Annotated in this window: 13 protein-coding genes; 11 read left to right on the forward strand and 2 right to left on the reverse strand. The window is 57.5% G+C overall.

All coding sequences use genetic code 11. From position 1 onward, the window contains the following. Positions 1 to 157: 157 nt before the first annotated feature. Positions 158 to 1,900 (reverse strand): sulfite reductase subunit alpha, encoded by a 1,743-nt coding sequence (locus tag METAL_RS06880; protein ID WP_005370892.1) that lies wholly within the window; start codon positions 1,898 to 1,900, stop codon positions 158 to 160. Between the two features lie 83 nt (positions 1,901 to 1,983). After that, positions 1,984 to 7,491: a glutamate synthase-related protein gene (locus METAL_RS06885; protein WP_005370893.1), complete on the reverse strand. Its 5,508-nt coding sequence runs from the start codon at positions 7,489 to 7,491 to the stop codon at positions 1,984 to 1,986. A 432-nt stretch (positions 7,492 to 7,923) separates the two neighbouring features. Here METAL_RS06885 and METAL_RS06890 point away from each other — a divergent pair, with 432 nt between their 5' ends. The 11 genes from METAL_RS06890 (at position 7,924) to kdsA (ending at position 20,152) form a co-directional block, all read left to right on the forward strand. Further along, positions 7,924 to 9,141 (forward strand): UbiH/UbiF/VisC/COQ6 family ubiquinone biosynthesis hydroxylase, encoded by a 1,218-nt coding sequence (locus METAL_RS06890; protein WP_005370894.1) that lies wholly within the window; start codon positions 7,924 to 7,926, stop codon positions 9,139 to 9,141. 121 nt (positions 9,142 to 9,262) lie between these two features. Beyond that, positions 9,263 to 10,468, forward strand: coding sequence for an acetate/propionate family kinase (locus METAL_RS06895; RefSeq protein ID WP_005370895.1), 1,206 nt, complete (start codon positions 9,263 to 9,265; stop codon positions 10,466 to 10,468). Between the two features lie 50 nt (positions 10,469 to 10,518). Beyond that, positions 10,519 to 12,885, forward strand: coding sequence for a phosphoketolase family protein (locus METAL_RS06900; protein WP_051040357.1), 2,367 nt, complete (start codon positions 10,519 to 10,521; stop codon positions 12,883 to 12,885). A 189-nt stretch (positions 12,886 to 13,074) separates the two neighbouring features. Continuing rightward, positions 13,075 to 13,956, forward strand: coding sequence for a YiaD family glycine zipper/OmpA-like lipoprotein (locus METAL_RS06905; RefSeq protein WP_005370897.1), 882 nt, complete (start codon positions 13,075 to 13,077; stop codon positions 13,954 to 13,956). Between the two features lie 260 nt (positions 13,957 to 14,216). Further along, complete coding sequence (accA, locus tag METAL_RS06910; RefSeq protein WP_005370898.1) at positions 14,217 to 15,185, forward strand: acetyl-CoA carboxylase carboxyl transferase subunit alpha; 969 nt, start codon at positions 14,217 to 14,219, stop codon at positions 15,183 to 15,185. Positions 15,186 to 15,248: 63 nt separating this feature from the next. Continuing rightward, a complete protein-coding gene (tilS, locus tag METAL_RS06915) occupies positions 15,249 to 16,568 on the forward strand; it encodes a tRNA lysidine(34) synthetase TilS (protein WP_005370899.1) in 1,320 nt (439 codons plus the stop codon). A gap of 105 nt (positions 16,569 to 16,673) precedes the next feature. Continuing rightward, positions 16,674 to 18,305, forward strand: coding sequence for a CTP synthase (locus tag METAL_RS06920; RefSeq protein WP_005370900.1), 1,632 nt, complete (start codon positions 16,674 to 16,676; stop codon positions 18,303 to 18,305). A gap of 149 nt (positions 18,306 to 18,454) precedes the next feature. Next, positions 18,455 to 18,754, forward strand: a complete 300-nt coding sequence (locus METAL_RS06925) for a hypothetical protein (RefSeq protein ID WP_005370901.1) — start codon at positions 18,455 to 18,457, stop codon at positions 18,752 to 18,754. A gap of 54 nt (positions 18,755 to 18,808) precedes the next feature. After that, complete coding sequence (locus tag METAL_RS06930; protein ID WP_005370902.1) at positions 18,809 to 19,042, forward strand: hypothetical protein; 234 nt, start codon at positions 18,809 to 18,811, stop codon at positions 19,040 to 19,042. Next, a complete protein-coding gene (locus METAL_RS06935; RefSeq protein ID WP_005370903.1) occupies positions 19,039 to 19,299 on the forward strand; it encodes a Txe/YoeB family addiction module toxin in 261 nt (86 codons plus the stop codon). The genes METAL_RS06930 and METAL_RS06935 overlap by 4 nt, the downstream gene beginning before the upstream one ends. A gap of 19 nt (positions 19,300 to 19,318) precedes the next feature. Then, entirely contained in the window at positions 19,319 to 20,152 is an 834-nt protein-coding gene (gene kdsA / locus METAL_RS06940) for a 3-deoxy-8-phosphooctulonate synthase (RefSeq protein ID WP_005370904.1), read from the forward strand.

Raw genomic sequence — 20,152 nt, forward strand, 5'->3', positions numbered from 1 at the left:
AACATTTACATCATTGACTTTGTTGGGTTACGGCTAACGCCTAACCCAACCTACATAGCGTTTCTGGCGCGCGTGGCAATGTGTATAACGGCGAGCGCAGGGCGTGGTGGGACGGTGCGCTTATCCTTTTCCGCCGAAGCATGTGGGCGGGCTGTTTTTAGTAGACGTCCCGCACGTAACGTTTATCCTTTTTCAACTGATTCACATAATCGACCGCTTGCTGCTCGCTCATTTTGCCGTGTGTGGCGATTACGTCATGCAGCGCCTTGTCGACATCCTTGGCCATCCGGTACGCATCGCCGCAGACGAAGAAATAGCCGCCTTCTTCGAGCCAGACGAACAGTTCGGCGCCGTGCTCGCGCATTCGGTCCTGCACATAGATCTTTTCGTCCTGATCGCGCGAAAACGCCAGATCCAGCCGGGTCAGGAGACCTTTTGCCTGCATCGCTTCGATCTCGTCGCGGTACATGAAGTCGGTCGCGGCGTTCCGGTCGCCGAAGAACAACCAGTTTTTACCCGTTGCCCCCCGGTATTCGCGTTCCTGCAGGAAGGCGCGGAATGGCGCAAGGCCGGTGCCGGGGCCGACCATGATCATCGGCAGGCTGTTGTCGTCGGGTACCCTGAAGACTTTGTTCGGCGTGAAGAAGCAGCGCACTTCGGTGTGTTCGTCAACCAGGTCGGCCAGGAAGGTCGAGCAGACGCCCTTATGCTGGCGACCGAAACTGTCGTAACGCACGCTGGCGACCGTCAGGTGCACGGAGTCGGGATAGACCTTGCCGCTCGATGAAATCGAATAGGCGCGGTGCTGCAGTGGCTTCAGCAGGGCGATGAATTCGGCGGCGGAAAACTCGCAGCCGGGATTTTGCCGGAGCAGGTCCAGGATGTCTCGGCCCCACAAATAATCGGCCAGTTTGTCCTTGTCGCCGGATTCGAGAATCGGGTTCAATTCCTTGTTGCCGGAGCGGCCAGCGATTTCCTCGACCAGTTCCTTGCTCGGCGTCTTGATTTCGAACTGGGTACGCAGAGCTTCGTACAGAGATGTAAATTCACCGTTGACCGGTTCGTCTTCGTCGCCGTTGCAGCCGATCGCCTGGAGAATATCCTTGACCAGTTCCGGGCAGTTGGTCGGTACGACGCACAGCGCGTCGCCCGCTTCGTAACTCATTCCGGAGCCTGCGATCGAAATTTCGTAATGACGGGTTTCTTTCGACGAGGAAGGCGCCGTGACTAGGCGATTGACCAGCATTCTGCCGGGGAACGGATTTTTCCGATTATATTGAGACTTTTCGGCAACTGTCGCTTCGGTTTCAACCACGGTCGCCGTCGTGTTGCCGCCGGACATGAACGGAATGACCGCCTTGATCCAGGCTTCGGCGGGCTCTTCGAAATCGACGTCGCAGTCGGCCCGGTCGTAAACGCGTTTCGCGCCGAGCTCTGCGAGCCGTTCGTCCCAGTCCTTGCCCGCCTGGCAGAACAGATCGTAGCTGGTATCGCCGAGCGCCAGCACCGAATATTGCAGCTTTTCGAGCCGCGGCATCGCATCGCTCTTGACCGCATCCCAAAGCATTTGCGCATTGTCGGGCATCTCCCCTTCGCCGTAAGTGCTGGTGATGACCAGGAGGTAATTCATTTCCGCCAATGCATTCGCTTCGACTTCGTCCATGCCCTTGACGACCGGTTTGAGTCCGTGCGCCTTGGCGATCTGCGCGGCATCGTTCGCAACCGATTCGGCATTGCCGGTCTGGCTGCCGTACAGGATGTCGATCGTACGGCTCGCGGTTTGCTGGGCGGCGCCCGCGCTTTGGATCATGTGGGTGTGCATGCCGGCAAAGAAGCCGCTGAGCCAAGCGCGCTGGCTTTCGCTGTAAGGACCGTCGAGAGGAATTTGCGGTGTTTTCATTTCCGTTTAAATGTAAATCAATAAAAATCGGAGCCCCCTCGGGATCCGAGGGAGCGCAGCTCGAAGAAATTACGGGTGCGAGATTAGGCCGCCTGTTCGTTCAACATGCCTTGCACGATACTCAGGCCGGCGAGACTGGCCAGATATTGCTCGATCGAAGGAATGCCCGCCAGTGCTGCCTTGTTCACCTGATCCTGCTCGATAATCCAGGCGGTGGAACCGATCGAATAAATGCTTTGCACCGAGCGGTTGATCAGGGCGGTTTTGTAATCGTTCAGCCGTTTATCCGCCAGCAGCCAGGACAACTGTTCGTCCGTGTAATTGCTGTAGGCTTCGCGGGTGGTCTTGACCAGCGTATCCTGCAGTTTGCGCGGGCGCTCGACGATCAGTTTGCGCGCGGCCTGTTCGATTCGGGCCGGAGTGCGTTGCGCTTCGGGCAAGTGTTTGAGCATCTCCTGCGCGACTTGCTGCGCCTTTTCGAGCACCATGAAACTGTTGACCAGCTTGAAGGTGAGGTCGGTGTCGGTCGACCCGTAAGCCGGAATCGCGCCGCCGAACAGCGGGCTGGCGGTCCGGTACGCTTCCCGGACCTGTTCGATCTGCCGGCGCGCCAGTTCGACCGACAATTCCTCGATCATTTCCTTGCGGTCCATCGCTTTTTGCAGGAATACGGCCGACTGCGTTTTGTTCAGCCACAAAGGCAGCGCGAATTTGAAATGCTCGCGCTCGTTCGTCCAGTTGTTCAGCAGGTTTTTGGCCTTGCTCGAATTCGCGTAGTCGGCATGCTGTTCCAGCATGGAAATCACGAACTGCTCATGCGCGCGGGCGACATCGCTGTCTTCGCTCAGGCGGCGCAGTTCCACGGACGATTTGTCGTACAGGTTTTCGAGCCGGTTGTCCGGGTCGTACTGGTAGGCGTTGCCGCCGGACATCCCGTTGCAGAAGCCTTTGCCGAATCCGCCGATGTTCAGCACCGCGCCGTTGGTCATGTATTCGCAGCCGAAATCGCCCACGCCTTCGACGACCGCCATCGCGCCCGAGTTGCGCACCGCGAAACGGTCACCCGCCTCGCCGTTGATGAACGCCTTGCCGCCGGTCGCGCCGAACAGCGCGAAATTGCCGATCAGCACGTTGTTGCCGGGTGTTTTGACACCGCCGCCGGGCGATTCGACGATCAACAGGCCGCCGCACATCGATTTGCCGACGCCGTCGTTACAGGTGCCGAGATGTTCCATGCGCATGCCGTCATTCAGGAATGCGGCATAACTTTGGCCGGCCGAGCCGGTGGTACGGATCACGATCGTCTCGGACGCCAGATAACGGCGGCCCTCGGCGCGGTGGCCCTTGCCGTGGTTCAGGTAGATCGGCTTAGCCTTCGCAATCTGCTGTTCGGACAGCTCATAAGCGAGCATCCGTTCGATATCGATCGCGGTCTGGCCGCCGATGGTCTTGTGGCGGTTATTCAGCTTGAACTCGCTGCCTTCGATCACGACCTGGGGCTGGCCTTTTTCGATCAGCTCGGCCTTGACCTTTTCGATGATCTTGTCGTCGATGGCGAAATTCGCTTCGAGATAGACCGGGTTGGCGATCTTGACTACATCGACATACGCCAACATCTTGCGTAGGTCGACCTGGCCGATCAGCGACGGATGCTCGATCAGGTGCAGGAGGCCGGTCTGGCCGCGGATTTCCGCAAGGCTCTTGTAGCCGAGTACGGCCAGGATTTCGCGGACTTCATGCGCGAGGTTCATCAGGTACTGCGCCAACACGCGTGCATCGCCCTTGAACTCTTCATGCACGGTGGTCAGCCCTGCGGGGCATTTCACGTTGCAGTTTTTCGCCATCACGCAGCGCAGCATCATCAGCGCGGTGGTGCCGAATTCGAACGAATCGGCGCCCAGAATCGCCGATTTGACGACGTCGAGGCCGCTTTGGTGCGCGCCGCTGCAGCGCAGAATCACCTTGTCGCGCAGACCGTTGACCGATAGCGCCTGATGCACTTCGGCAATGCCGATTTCGGGCGAGCGGCCGCTGTTTTTCAGGCTGGTGACCGCCGCCGCGCCGGTACCGCCGGTGTTGCCGGCGACGTTGATCACGTCCGCGCCGGCTTTCGCGACGCCGACCGCGATCGTGCCGATGCCTTCGGACGACACCAACTTGACACCGACTTTAACGCGGGCGGCTTTTGCATCGTGAATCAATTGCCCCAGGTCTTCGATCGAATAAGTGTCATGATGCGGGGGAGGGCTGACCAGCTCGACCTTCGGCGTGCCGCCGCGCAACGCCGCGATCTCGACCGTGACTTTCGGTGCCGGCAACTGGCCGCCTTCGCCCGGTTTTGCGCCCTGCGCGATCTTGATCTCGATCTCGCGCAGGTTCGGATCGGCCAGATAGCCGGCCCAGACGCCGAAACGGCCGGAGGCGAACTGCTTGATGTTGCAGGATTTCAGCGTGTTGAAGCGACTCGAATGCTCGCCGCCTTCGCCGCAGTTGCTCAAAGAACCCACGATGTTGAAGCCTTGGGCGACCGTTTCGTGCGCTTCGGCGAGCAAAGCACCGTGGCTCATCGCGCCGGACGCGAGCGTCGGGGTGATTTCGTGCGCGGGTTGGACCTCGGCTAGCGCGATCGGTTCGCGGGCGGCCCGGATCCTGTTCAGATAGTTCGCGAACAGGCTGTCAGCGTCTTCCAGTTTCAATGTCAGCGCGTCGCTTTCGATCGCGGCGGTAAATGCGGTGCCGGCGAAGCGGGTCTTGAAGTGCTCGGCCAGTTGCTCCAGGCGCGCTTTCGAAGTAGAAGTATTTGACGTCAGTTTAACGGCAAAAGCGTTTTCGCCGGTCTTGCTGACGTCCAGGCCGCGGATCAGGTAATTGATGTTGCCGCGCAGGTTTTGCTTGCCCAGAATCCGGTCGAAATCCTGCGCGGTTTCCGCCTGCGTCACGTCGGCCGGAAAATCCATGATGTCGCGCAGTGCCGCCGGCCGCGATTCGCGTTCCAGGTATAGGTTCTTCGTGAAGCTGCGGTAGGCGGGCGTAATGCCGAAATTGTCGATCTGTTCGGGGGTGCGCTTCGTATAGCCGAAATCGGTATAGGCCGTGTCGGAGGCTTCCGGCGATTTATCTTGCGGAATGTACAGGATCGGCTCGTCGGTCATGTTGATGTATTCGCGCACCGCGGTGTTGCCGTACGAGTGCCCCGCACCGTCCTGGCGCTCCTTGAACAGGCCGAGGAACGGAATATCCTTTTCCTCCTGTACACTGAGCGCCTTTTGATGCCATCCGGCCGCGCTGGCGGCGATGTCGGAAAAGCGCGCGCCGCCGACCGACGAATGAATGTTCGGAAAGTAAGGCGCCAGTCCCGGCTCTTCGGTATCGATATAATTCGATTCGAAAAATTCGCCGCCGATGTAGCTTTCGGCCGTGCACAGGCCGAATTTGCCCATCGTCTTCATCAGCGATTTTTCGACGCCTTTCTGGAATTTGTCGAGCGCTTTTTGATGGTCGGCCGGTACGAAATCGGTGATCACGCGGTTATGCACGCTGATCGGGCAGATCGCGGAGGCGCCGAAGCCCAGAATCGTCGCGACGTCGTGCGGACTCGCGGCCTGGCCGGTCTCGGCGATCAGCGAGGAGTTGAAGCGCAGGCCCATCCTGACCAGATGCTGGTTGGCGGCGGCGATCATCAGCAATGCCGGAATCGCGGCCAGCTCGCGGCCGATCTTCACGTCGCTCAGGATAATGATGCCGATATTGTTGCGGGCGGCCTGTTCGACCTGCGCGCAGACGTCCAGCAGCGCCGCTTCGAGCGCGTCCTCGTTACGCTTCGCGTCGTCGAAATCCGGCCGGTACAGCATGTCCAGCGTGACCGTGCTGACCTGGGGCTCACGGCGGATCTGTTCGAGCTGGGTGCGCTGCAGGATCGGCGAGTCGATCACCAGTTGCTTGCTGTATTCGTCTGAAAAGGTCGGCTTGGCGCCCAACGCGACGCGCAATGTCATACCGTCGCTTTCGCGAATCGAGTCGAGCGGCGGATTGGTGACCTGCGCGAAACGCTGGCTGAAATAGCGCGACATGCCGCCTTCCGCGCTCGACAGCGCGTTCGGGGCGAGGCCGTAGCCCATCGCGGAGACTTTTTCGGCGCCGGTCTGCAGAATCGGGTCGAGCAGGAACTTGAAGCTTTCCTGGTTCAGCGAGTAGGCGGTATGGCGCTGGTCGAAATTGAATTCATGGTCGTTGCTCAGTTCGGCCAGCTCGACCTTCGGTAGTTCGGCCAAGTGCAGGCTGCGCTGCTTCAGCAGAGCCCGGTAGTCTTTTTCCTTCGCGAGCCTTTCCATCACCTGATGGCTGTTATATTTTTCGCCGGTGCTGTGGTCGAAGTAGAGCATGCCGCCGGCCTCGATCCGGCCGCGGGTCAGCACTTCCTTCGGCGGGAAGTCGATCTGGCCGGCTTCGGACATCACGGCGAGGTATTCCTTGGTTTCGACCGAGCGCAGAGGACGCAGGCCAAGGCGGTCCAGGCGCGCGCCGACGCGGATGCCGTCGTTGAAGATCAGCGCGGCGGGGCCGTCGTTCTTTTCTTCGTACAGGCTGAAGTATTCGAGCATCGCGCGGACTTCCGGCGACAGGGTCGTGTCGTTTTCCCACGCCGGCGGCATCATCGCGAGCACCGCGGTCACGATGTCCAGGTCGTCTTCGTTGATGCGGCGGGTCAGCGTCTGGTCCAAGCGGCCGGAGTCGGACTGGCCGCACGGGAAGCAGATGTGCTTGTTGTGCTGGCGCGCGATTGCGTTTTCGCTGAGCCGGTTCTTCTTGTCGGTATTCAGCTCGCCGTTGTGCGCCATGTAGCGGAACGGCTGCGCCATCATCGTGGCCGGCGCGGTGTTGGTCGAAAACCGGGTGTGGAAAAACAGCGTACTGACTTCGTGGTCGGTATCGTACAGGTCTTTGAAATACGGAATCACTTCGAACGAATTCAGCCGGCCCTTGTAGACCTGGGTGCGGGAGCTCATCGACAGCGGATAAAAGCCGTTCAGCTCCGGACGGGTAAAACCTTCCTTTTCGAGATCCAGCAGAGCCGCCTGAATATACTTTTCGTACTCGTCATGGCTAGCCGACTTCAAATGCTCCGGGCGGCCGAACACGACCTGCTTGATCGGCTGCTGCGCCTTGACCGCGGCTTGGTTCAGGACCGAGTTGTCGACCGGTACATTACGCCATAAGATGATCGGCAGCTTGGCTTCTCTGAAATGGCGCTCGATCAGTTCTGAGGTAACCGAGTCGTAGTGATCGTGATCTTCCGGAAAAAAGAAATTCGCAACGCCGAATCGGCCGAGTTCCAGGTCATTCAAACCGGTAATCTTGCGGAAGAATTTCAGCGATAAGTCGATATTGATTCCGGCGCCGTCGCCGACTCCTTCCGAACTCATCCCTCCCCGATGCGGGATCGTACACAGCGCTTCATGCGTTTTGACTAAAATGTCGTGCGTCTGTATGCTTTGCTTATGGGTGATGAAACCCACGCCGCAGCTATCCTGGGATAAATCGGCATCGTAGAGTAAGGGTTGCTGGTCGCTCATTCGGGAATTGTTGTTCATAGTTCAGCCCGTCCTAATTATGCCGCGCAGGCGGCCATAATTGATCGTTTTATTTCAATGCGTGATAGAGTAAGCCGGGCGAAAACCGGCGCATTGAGTCCGTTACGATATTTTCTTTGCCAAAGAAATTCATCTAGTGAAACCTGCCAATGCTAACAGATTTGTCCGGGTTTGTCATGGGTTACTCGAACTCAGCAAGGCATCGGAAGGCCGTCGAATCGTTTACGATAGTAGGGTGTTACCGTCACGGATTTTGTTGCTTATATCACCGAATCGTATGCTTGTCGAGCGGGGAATCGGCCCTGTTTCGGATACAAAATATTTATTGGACAAGGGCTTAATGGCGCTGTAAAGTCGGGTGGAACAGGGCGGGAAAACGTTTTGAGCCATGTTCGGGTCCGGTTTATTAGGCATACAGTACTTTTCGGAAACATGAAAGAAGATTTTGATGTGGTGGTTGTCGGCGGCGGTATGGTCGGTGCGGCGGTCGGTTGCGGATTGGGCGGCGGTCGCCTGAAAGTTGCGGTGATCGAGAGCGCGCCGCCCGAACCTTTCTCGCCGGAACAGCCGCACGATTTGCGCGTTTCGGCGCTCAGCATCGCCTCGAAAAACATTTTGGCGGCGGTCGGCGCCTGGCAAGGCGTCGAAAGTCGCCGGTTTTGCCCCTTCAGACGGATGCGGGTCTGGGAAACGGCGGGCGATACCGAGTTCCGCAGCGACGACATCGGAGAACGCGAGCTGGGCCATATCGTCGAAAACCGGATTACCCAATTGGCACTGCTGGAGCGTCTTGAGGCGTTCGAAAACGTCGAAGTCATTTACCGGGTCGAGGTGAGCAAAATCCGTTATCAGCCCGGAAAGGTGTCCGAGCTCGAACTCGCGGACGGGCGCGTGTTGTCGGCCAGGGTATTGGTCGCGGCCGACGGCGGCCAGTCCAGGGTTAGGCAAACGGTGGGCCTCGGGGTGACCGGCTGGGATTATCAACAGCATGCGCTGGTGATCTATGTCGAAACCGCCTACGGGCAGCAGGATATTACCTGGCAGCGCTTCGTGCCGAGCGGACCGCAAGCATTTCTGCCCTTGACCGGGCATTACGGATCGATCGTCTGGTACAATTCTCCCGATCAGGTCAACCGTTTAAAAGCGTTGGCCGACGAGGACTTGTTGAGGGAGTTGCAAGCCGCTTTCCCCGATTGTCTCGGCAAAATCGACAAAGTGCTGGGGCGGGCCAGCTTCCCGCTGAAGCGCCAGCACGCGCAGCATTATGTCAAACCCGGCGTCGCGCTGGTCGGGGACGCGGCGCACATGATCAACCCTTTGGCCGGGCAGGGCGTCAATATCGGTTTTCTCGATGCGGCGGCGCTTGCCGAAGTGCTGCTCGATGCCGATAAAAAAGGCGAGGACATCGCCGATGCCGCGGTATTGAAGCGCTACGAAAAAATGCGCCGGAACGAAAATCTGAAAATGATGACCGTGATGGACGCGTTTTACCGGGTCTTCAGCAACGATCTGCCGCCGGTCAAATTTTTGCGTAATCTCGGCCTGGGATTGGCCGAACGGATCTTGCCGGCAAAGAATTTGGTGATGCGCAACGCGATGGGAATCGCGGGCGATCTTCCCAGGCTGGCGCGCGGCGAGCCGTTCATCTAATTCCCTGCCGGTATGATCCTGCTGGCGCGGGGCCGCCGTTTGCGGCGCTCCGGGCGGCTGCGGCTGCCGGCTTGTGCCTATTTCATTTGCTCGTTAAATTTAAATGCGATAATTCTTGTCCATGCGTTCCGATGAATTCATGCTGCTGATCATAAACGTTGGCAGCGCCACGGTCAAAACCCGGCTGTTCGATTCGAGTTTGCGGGAGATCGCGCGAATGAATGCCGATTACGGAAACGGAGGCGGCATTCGGTTGAACGGCTGGGACAGTCGGGGAAAGGACATCGAGCGGCATATTCCCGAGAACGCGATGGCCAGGCAAGCCTTGTCCGCAGTTTTCGACGAGTGGCGGGAACAGCTGCCGGACCTGCAAGCCCCCTTGGGGGCGATCGGTCATCGGGTCGTGCATGGAGGCGGCGACTTTACCTGTGCGACTCGGATGACTTCCGAGGTGTCGGCCCGTCTTGCGGAACTGGATGCTTATGCGCCGCTGCATAATCCGCTGAACCGTCTCGGCGTTTCAATGGCGGAGGCCGCGTTTCCGGGAATCCCGCAATATGCGGTTTTCGATACGGCTTTCCATCGGCAAATGCCTGAACATGCGAGCCGCTACCCTATTCCTCCTGCATTGTCGGGCAATGTCGAGTTTCGCCGCTTCGGTTTTCACGGCATTTCCTGCCAATACAGCGTTACAAGGGCCGCTACGCTCTTGTCGAAGGACCGCGCCAATATCAATTGCATCATTTTGCATCTGGGCGGAGGCGCCAGTGCGACTGCGGTACTCGGCGGCAGAGGCGTCGACACTTCGATGGGATTCTCGCCGACCGAAGGTCTGATGATGACGACCCGCAGCGGCGACATCGACCCGATGATTCCGGTGACTCTGCTCAGAGAAGGCTGGACGGCGGACCGATTGGACCGTTTGCTCAACCGCGAAAGCGGCCTGTTGGGCGTGTGCGGGGCGGGCGACATGCGCGAAGTCTTGCGGCTGGCCGAAAACGGCGATCAGCGGGCCCGGCTGGCCGTCGATATTTATTGCTACCGGATCAGAAAATATATCGGGGCGCTCTGCGCGGTGCTCGGCGATGTGGATGCGCTGATTTTCACCGGCGGCATCGGCGAGCACGCGCCCCTGATCCGGCAAAAAATTGCCGAAGGGCTCGACCGGCTCGGTTTCGCGATCGATGTTGAAGCCAACCTGCGGGTCTCGGAACATGACCGGGATATCGGCAGTCCCATCAAAAAGCCGCGAATCCTGGTTATCCATGCCGAAGAAGAGCGCGAGATTGCGGCGCAGATTTTAAACCGTTTGGAATATCGATCTTAAGGAGAATACGCGTGAAAACCGCTTCAGAATATGCAACGCTTTCCCCCGAAATGCAGAGCCGGATGGATGCCTATTGGCGCGCGGCAAATTATCTGTCGGTCGGGCAAATCTATCTGCTCGACAATCCGCTGCTCAACGAGCCGCTGGCGCTTGAACACATTAAACCGCGTTTGTTGGGGCATTGGGGTACGACGCCGGGGTTGAATTTCATCCATGTGCACCTGAACCGTCTGATCAAGGCGCACGATCTGAACATGATCTTTATCTGCGGCCCGGGGCACGGCGGGCCGGCGATGGTCGCGAATGCCTGGCTGGAAGGCACTTACAGCGAGCGCTACCCGAACGTTTCGCTGGATCGCGAGGGCATGCGCGCTCTATTCAAGCAGTTTTCGTTTCCGGGCGGCGTGCCGAGCCATGTCGCGCCGGAGACGCCCGGTTCGATCCATGAAGGCGGCGAGCTCGGCTATGCGTTGTCGCATGCCTACGGGGCCGTATTCGACAATCCCGACCTGATCGCCTGCTGCGTGGTCGGCGACGGCGAAGCCGAAACGGGCCCTTTGGCGGCTTCCTGGCATTCGAATAAATTCCTGAATCCGGCGCGGGACGGGGCGGTGCTGCCGATTCTGCATCTGAACGGCTACAAGATCGCGAACCCGACGATTTTGAGCCGGATCGACCAGGACGAGTTGATCAAGCTCTTCGAAGGCTACGGCTACCGGCCTTATCTGGTCGAAGGCAGCGATCCGGCGGCGGTGCATCCGCGCATGGCCGAGGCGCTCGACCGGTGCCTGGACGAGATCCGGGCGATACAGCAAACGGTACGCTCCGGCCAATCCTGGAGCCGCCCGAAGTGGCCGATGATTATCCTGCGTACCCCGAAAGGCTGGACCGGCCCTGAGAGTGTAGACGGCAAGAAAACCGAGGATTTCTGGCGTTCGCATCAGGTGCCGCTGGCCAATCTGGCCGATAATCCGGCGCACATCGAGATGCTCGAACAATGGTTCCTGAGTTACCGTCCCGAAGAGCTCTTCGATGCGCAGGGGACGCCGAAACCCGAGTTGCTGGAGCTTGCGCCGCGCGGCCAGCGCCGGATCAGCGATAATCCGCATGCGAACGGCGGCGTGTTGCTGCGCGATCTGCGGCTGCCCGATTTTCGCGACTATGCGCTGGAAATCCCTGCACCCGGAGCGGTCGAGGCGGAAGCGACGCGGGTGATGGGCAAGTTTTTGCGCGACGTGATGAGGGGCAACCTCGAACAGCGCAACTTCCGGATTTTCGGTCCCGACGAAACGGCCTCGAACCGCTGGGATGCCGTTTTCGAGGCGACGCCCAGGGTTTGGGAGGAAAAAATCCTGCCGGAAGACACCGATTTGGCGCGCGACGGCAGGGTCATGGAGATCCTCAGCGAGCATACCTGCCAGGGCTGGCTGGAAGGCTACCTGCTGACCGGGCGGCACGGCTTTTTTTCCTGTTACGAAGCGTTCATCCACATCGTCGATTCGATGTTCAACCAACATGCGAAATGGTTGAAAACCTGTAACCACATACCCTGGCGGCGGCCGATCGCTTCATTGAATTATTTGCTGACTTCGCACGTCTGGCGCCAGGACCATAACGGCTTTTCGCATCAGGATCCGGGATTCATCGACCATGTCGTGAACAAGAAAGCCGAGGTCGTGCGCGTTTATTTTCCGCCCGATGCGAATACCCTGCTGTCCGTGACCGATCACGTGCTGCGCAGCCGCAACTACGTGAACGTGGTCGTCGCCGGCAAGCAGCCGGCGCCGCAGTGGCTGACGATGGACCAAGCAATCAAGCACTGCCACGCCGGCATCGGCGTCTGGGAATGGGCGAGCAACGACCTCGGTAAAGAACCCGATGTGGTGATGGCCTGCGCCGGCGACGTGCCGACGCTGGAGACATTGGCGGCGGTCGACATCCTGCGGACCCAGATTCCCGACCTGAAAATCCGGGTCATCAATGTCGTCGACCTGATGAAGCTGCAGCCGCCGGGCGAGCATCCGCATGGGCTGTCCGACCGCGATTTCGAACAACTGTTCACTTCCGACAAGCCGATCGTGTTCGCTTATCACGGCTATCCCTGGCTGATCCACCGGCTGACTTACCGCCGCCCCAACCATGAGAATCTGCATGTGCGCGGCTATAAGGAAGAAGGCACGACTTCGACGCCTTTCGATATGGTCGTCATGAACGATATCGACCGCTTCCATCTGGCGATCGATGTGATCGACAGAGTGCCTCGGTTAAAAGAGCGGGCGGTTTATCTGAAACAATATTTCAAGGGCAAACTGATAGACCACAAGCACTATATCCGGATCCACGGCGAGGACATGCCGGAGATCCGCGAATGGAAATGGCCTGCGGAGACGGCAGGTTTGCAGATGCAAGCTGGCTAAGGCGTCCTTATGCGGCTAAGTTCATGTTCGAATCCGGCGCGGTTGTTCAGTATCCGTTTAGAATCTGTTAGTATAATTATTAAGAACTTTTCGGAAATTAATGTCAAACTAGGCAAATTTTCTGAAAATACGTTTTATCGGCTTCAATATAAAAGGTCGCCCACTATTCACCCCATGACCGAGGCAAATATGAAAAAAACCTTATTAATCACAGCGATCAGTTCCGTATTATTATCGGCTTGCGTCACCGATCCTTACACCGGCCAGTCTTCGCTCAGCAAGGCTGCTATGGGCGGAGGCATCGGCGCGGCTTCCGGTGCGGCGATCGGCACCGCTTTCGGCGGCAACGATCTGAAGAATGCCGGCTGGGGGGCTTTGGCCGGCGGTCTGGTCGGTGCGGCCGTCGGTGCTTATATGGATCATCAGCAGAAACAAATGGAGCAGTCTTTGCAGGGTACCGGCATCGAAGTGCAGAGAACCGCCGAGAACACCTTGAATCTGAACATGCCGGAAAACGTGACGTTCGCCTTCAATTCATCGACGTTGACCCCCCAAGCGCAGTCCGCGCTGAATACGGTGGCCACTATCCTGAATCAATATCCTGAATCGACGATTACCGTTACCGGCCATACCGACGACATTGGCTCGGATACTTATAATCAGCGTTTGTCGGAACAACGCGCTGCCAGCGTGTCCGATTATCTCGGACAGCACGGCGTGAACTTTTCCCGTCTGAAACAGCAGGGCATGGGCGAGAGAATGCCGAAGTTTCCGAATACCAGCGAGGAAAACCGCGCGCAAAACCGCCGTGTCGAACTGGCGATCGTTGCGAACAGCAATGCCGGCGCGCAGCAAGGCTCTCCGCAGCAGCCTCAACAGCAGGGCTATCCGCAACAGCAAGGTTATCCGCAACAGCAAGGTTATCCGCAACAGCAAGGCTATCCTCAGCAGGGCTACCCGCAACAGGGTTATCCGCAGCAGGGTTATCCGCAGCAGGGTTATCCGCAGCAGGGTTATCCGCAGCAGGGCTATCCTCAACAGGGCTACCCGCAGCAAGGCTACCCGCAATAGCCCTCCGGATATCCGCGCTGAATGTGTTTCGGCCGGCGAGTTCTCCGGCTGCGTGAGCCAGGCCCCTGTGCAACGTGATTGTGCAGGGGCTTTTTTTGCCGGCTCATGGCCGGACTGAGCGGCAGTACGATACATTGTTTTTCCGTGGGATTAATTTACGATTCGCTTACTGCATCGGGTATAATCATTGCCCGTTAGCCGCATTCTCGGGCGGCCGGTGTTTTTATTTACAGACTTAGACCCTCATCGATCAAGACCCCATGGATTTAAAATTTCTCGATTTCGAACAGCCCATTGCCGAACTGGAAGCCAAAATCCGCGAGCTTCGTAATGTGGAATTCGATAATGACATCAACATATCCGATGCCATCCAGCAACTGGAAGAGAAAAGCCGTGCACTGACCGAATCGATCTTCGCGACGCTGTCCGACTGGCAGATTTCGCAATTGTCCCGCCATCCGGGACGTCCTTATACGCTCGACTACATCAAGCTGATGTTCACCGATTTTCATGAATTGCACGGCGACCGCGCTTATGCGGACGATCCGGCGATCGTTTGCGGCCTGGCTCGGTTCGACGGAGAGCCGGTCGTGGTGATCGGGCATCAGAAAGGCCGCGACACCAAGGAAAAAATCTACCGCAATTTCGGGATGCCGCGCCCCGAAGGCTACCGAAAGGCGCTTCGCGTGATGAAGATGGCCGAGCGCTTCCAATTGCCGGTGATCTGCCTGATCGATACGCCGGGCGCCTATCCCGGCATCGGCGCCGAGGAGCGCGGACAAAGCGAAGCGATCGCGAAAAACCTGTTCGAAATGGCCAAACTCGGAACCCCCATCATTTGCACCGTGACCGGCGAAGGCGGTTCCGGCGGCGCGTTGGCGATCGGCGTCGGCGACCGTCTGATCATGCTGGAATACAGCACCTACTCGGTCATTTCTCCGGAGGGCTGCGCTTCGATCCTATGGAAAAGCGCGGACAAATCGCAGCTTGCTGCGGAGGCGATGGGGATCACTTCCGACCGGATTCGCGAGCAGGGCCTGCTCGATGAAGTGGTGCGCGAGCCGGTGGGCGGCGGCCATCGGGATTTTCACGGCGTGGCCGAGAATTTGAAGGAAGCCCTACAGCGCCATCTTGAAGAACTGAAACAGCTCGATATCGACGAGTTGTTGGAAAAACGTTATCAGCGCCTGATGAATTTCGGCGCTTTCATCGAAGAGCCGGTTAAATAAATAACCGGTATTTCCGCCGCCCGGTTTAATGCCGGGCTCTTGAACCTCGAGGTTTTAACCCACATGCTGACGCCGCGGCTGATCGAGTCTTCGCTCGCTTTCTGCCAGGCGTCCCCCCGGCAAATTTTTCTCGCCTATAGCGGCGGGGTCGATTCGCACGTGCTGCTGCATCTGTGCGCTCAGGAACCGAAACTGCGTGGAAGCGTTACGGCGGTGCACGTGCATCACGGCCTGCAGGTGCAGGCCGATGATTGGGCGCGCCATGCCGAAACGACGGCGCGCGGACTTGGGGTCGATTTTTTGCTGCGCCGCGTGGATGCGCATCCCAGGCCGGGTGAAAGCCCGGAAGAAGCGGCCAGGAACGCCCGGTACGCGGCGCTGAAGCCGTTGATGCGCCCGGATGATGTGCTGCTGGTGGCGCAGCATCGGGACGACCAGCTCGAAACGGTCCTGCTGCAGTTGCTGCGGGGCGGCGGTTTGCCGGGGCTTGCCGGCATGCCGGCAAGCATGCCGTTCGGTCCGGGGACGCTGCTCAGGCCGTTTCTGCATGTCCGGAAACAAGACATAGATCGCTATGCGTTAGCGCATCGATTGGATTGGATCGAGGATCCGACCAATCGCGAGAGCGTGTATGACCGCAACTTTCTGCGCCGCGAAGTACTGCCGTTATTGAAACAGCGCTGGCCGGCCTGCGATCGGACCGTGGGTCGGGCGGCAGGCCATTGCGCGGAAGCTTATGCCGTGCTGGCCGAGAGTGCCGCCGAATCGTTCGCTCTCGTGCACTCCGCCCGCGACAACACGCTGGATATCGAGCGGCTCGGCACGTTTGATCTTCGAAGGCGCCGGTTGATCATCCGGCACTGGTTCGGGCAAATGGGTTTGAAAATGCCGTCCCAGGCTTTTCTGACGCAGTTGTTCGATCACGTGATCGGCGCCGCCGGCGATAGCGATCCGGTGCTGAACGGGCAGGGCTGTCAAATGCGCCGCTACCGGAACAGATTGTATTGCCTGCGAAATGGGCAAGTCGAGGATTTGCAGCCCCTGGATTGGCCGAAGGAAAAGGAATCGCTGATGATCGGCAAACGCATGACCCTGAATCGGGTCGTTTCGACGGACGGAATTCCCGAGTCCGTCTGGCGGCAGTCAACCGTAACCGTCAAATTCCGTAGCGGGGGAGAAAAGATCGCGTTGCCCGGACGCCGTGGTCATCATCTTTTGAAAAATCTCTATCAGGAGATTGGTATGCCGCCTTGGGAAAGGGCTGCGCTTCCTTTGCTCTATCTCGACGGCCAACTGGCCGCGGTCGCCGACCTTTGGATCGGCGCCGACTATTACCGGGAAGGCCTGTATCCCTGCTTCCGTCTGGCGTTAGCCCGTCATTGATCCGGGCGCGCAAATCGCTAAAGACGATAGTGCCTGTTTGGTGCTAGAATAGCCACCCTTCTGATACCCGTCATCTGTCTAAAATCCGAAGTAAACAATCTTTACATGACCAAATATATCTTTATCACCGGCGGGGTCGTCTCTTCCCTCGGCAAGGGCATTGCGGCGTCTTCGCTCGCGGCCATTCTGGAAGCGCGCGGCCTGAAAGTGACGTTGACCAAGCTGGATCCTTACATCAACGTCGATCCGGGCACGATGAGCCCTTTCCAGCACGGTGAAGTGTTTGTGACCGAGGATGGCGCGGAAACCGATCTGGATCTGGGGCATTACGAGCGTTTCCTGAAAACCACGATGACCCGGAAGAACAATTTTACCACCGGTCAGGTCTATGACAGCGTACTGCGCCGCGAGCGCAAGGGCGAATATCTCGGCGCGACCGTACAGGTGATTCCGCATATTACCGACGAAATCAAGAGCCGCATCGAGCAAAGCGCGGAGGGCAAAGATGTCGCGCTTATCGAAGTCGGCGGCACGGTCGGCGACATCGAATCGTTGCCGTTTCTCGAAGCGATCCGGCAGATGCGCGTCGACCTCGGCGCGGAGCGCTCGCTGTTCATTCACCTGACGCTGGTCCCTTATATCCGCTCGGCGGGCGAACTCAAAACCAAACCGACCCAGCATTCGGTCAAGGAACTGCGCACCATCGGCATCCAGCCGGACATTTTGATCTGCCGTTCCGAACAGCCGATTCCGGTAAACGAGCGCCGCAAGATCGCCTTGTTTACCAATGTCGAGGAAAAAGCGGTCATTTCGGCGGTCGATGCGGATACGATTTACCGGATTCCGCTCTTACTGCATGAACAGGGCCTGGACGACATCGTCGTGAACAAATTGCGCCTGAATGCGCCGCCCGCGAATCTGGCCGAGTGGAAAAACGTGGTGGATGCATTGACCACATCCACCAATGAGGTAAACATCGCGATCGTCGGCAAATACGTCGACCATACCGATTCGTACAAATCCCTTAACGAGGCGCTGATTCATGCCGGCATCAAAACTCGTAACAAGGTCAAAATTCATTATATCGATTCGGAAACGATCGAAGACGAAGGCGTCGGCGCGCTGAAGAACGTCGATGCGATCCTGGTGCCTGGCGGTTTCGGCGAGCGCGGCGTGGAAGGCAAGATCGCCACGGTCAAATACGCCCGCGAGAACAAGATTCCTTACCTCGGCATCTGCCTCGGCATGCAGGTCGCAGTGATCGAATTCGCCCGCGACGTGGCGAAACTCGAAGGCGCGCACAGCACCGAATTCCTGCCGAAGTCGCCGCATCCGGTGATCGGCCTGATCACCGAATGGATGGACGAGGCCGGCCGGATCGAAACGCGCGATCAAAACTCCGACTTGGGCGGCACGATGCGCCTCGGCGGTCAGCAATGCCGCCTGCAGGCCGATTCGCTGGCGTTCCGTCTCTACCAGAAAGACGTGATTACCGAACGTCACCGTCATCGCTACGAGTTCAACAATCAGTATTTCGATAAGCTCGAAAAGGCCGGCCTGCGCTTTTCCGGCAAATCGATCGATGGGCGTTTGGTCGAAGTGATCGAGATCGCCGATCATCCCTGGTTCCTGGCTTGCCAGTTCCATCCCGAATTTACCTCGACTCCGCGCAAAGGGCATCCGTTGTTTTCGGGATTCGTGATCGCGGCGGCGGAGCATAAAAAGATAACTGTGTAGGTTGGGTTAGGCGATAGCCGTAACCCAACAATTTTGAGCTGCGTAGTGTAGTAGCCCGACATTTCGTGCAACCGATATCTAAAACGTCGGGCAATAAAGCTCTGCCCGACCTACACGGCTTAATGTAAACTCTGAACGGAGATTTAGCAATGATCATAAAAGCAATGATTCTGGAATGTTATGAAGCATTCAAAGAAGGTAGGCTTAAACATGTACCCCAAGATATGAAACCTACTTCAGCAAAAATGACAATGAATTGGCTTGAAAGCATACTAAATACTCGCGAGCCTTATAATCGTAGCGGTAGTCTGTTGCAATATAAAATTATACTGGAAAAGATTGAAAAGGAATTTGGGCCTCAAAGAGCTAGGGAAGCTGCACTAGTTCTGATGCCTTATTGCCAGAAGTATAATAAGCAATCACATATATCGATATTGCAGCGGTTTTAAAAAATAAATGAACGGAAAATACCACTACATCAAAAGAATAAACCTCTAAGTTCAATGTACACGCTTTATAAAATCAATAGCGATGATCTGAATGAAAACTTCATCGCTGCGATAAAAGCCCAGTTTCCTCATCAAACGATCGAAATCGCGATTTCCGAAGTGACGCAGGTCGCGCAAGATGAAACGGCTTATTTATTGTCCAACCCCGAAAATAAAGAGAGGCTGCTGGCCGCCATTGAGCAGATCGAAAGCAACCGTCTGATCGATATTGATTTAGAAAAATTGTGATCATCAGTTTCGAAGCCACGGCATTTGATGATTTTAATCAGTGGGCAATCGATGACAAAAAATGCCATAAACGCATCGTCACGCTGATCAAGGATATTTGCCGCAATCCTTATGAAGGGTTGGGCAAACCGGAGCCGTTGAAATATGAACTGCAAGGCTATTGGTCGCGGCGAATCGATGACGAACACCGTTTGGTTTATAAAATCCAGGATGGCAGATTGATTGTTATCAGTTGTAAATACCATTACAAGAAGTAGTCACAAAACGAGAACACTCATGCAATTATGTGGTTTTGAAGTCGGCCTCGACAAGCCGCTGTTTTTGATCGCGGGCCCCTGCGTGATCGAAAGCGAACAACTGGCGCTCGATACGGCGGGCTATTTGAAAGAAGTGACGCAGGAACTGAACATTCCTTTTATCTACAAATCGTCGTTTGATAAGGCCAACCGTTCGTCGCATGAAAGCTTCCGTGGACTCGGCATTGAGCGCGGGCTCGAAATTCTGGCCAAAGTCAAAAAACAAATCGGCGTGCCGGTTTTGACCGACGTGCACGAGGACACCCCGCTCGCCGAAGTTGCGAAGGTCGTCGACGTGATGCAGACGCCGGCGTTTCTGTGCCGGCAGACCAATTTCATCCGGAACGTCGCCGCGTGCGGCATTCCGGTCAACATCAAGAAAGGCCAGTTTCTGGCGCCCTGGGACATGGCGAATGTCGCGAACAAGGCGAAGGCCGCAGGTAACGACAAGATCATGGTCTGCGAGCGCGGGGTGTCGTTCGGCTACAACAACCTGGTTTCCGACATGCGCTCGCTGGCGGTGATGCGCGACACCGGCTGCCCGGTCGTGTTCGATGCGACCCACTCGGTACAATTGCCGGGCGGACAGGGCAACTGTTCGGGCGGCCAGCGCGAATTCGTGCCGGTGCTGGCGCGGGCCGCGGTGGCGGTCGGCATTTCCGGCCTGTTCATGGAAACGCATCCGAATCCGGCCGAGGCGAAAAGCGACGGCCCGAATTCGTGGCCGATGCACCGGATCAAAGAATTACTCGAAGTTTTATTAACCATCGATCAGGCGGTCAAAGCCCATCCCCTGATAGAAACAACAATCTAA

The organism is Methylomicrobium album BG8, from assembly GCF_000214275.2.
GTDB lineage: Bacteria > Pseudomonadota > Gammaproteobacteria > Methylococcales > Methylomonadaceae > Methylomicrobium > Methylomicrobium agile.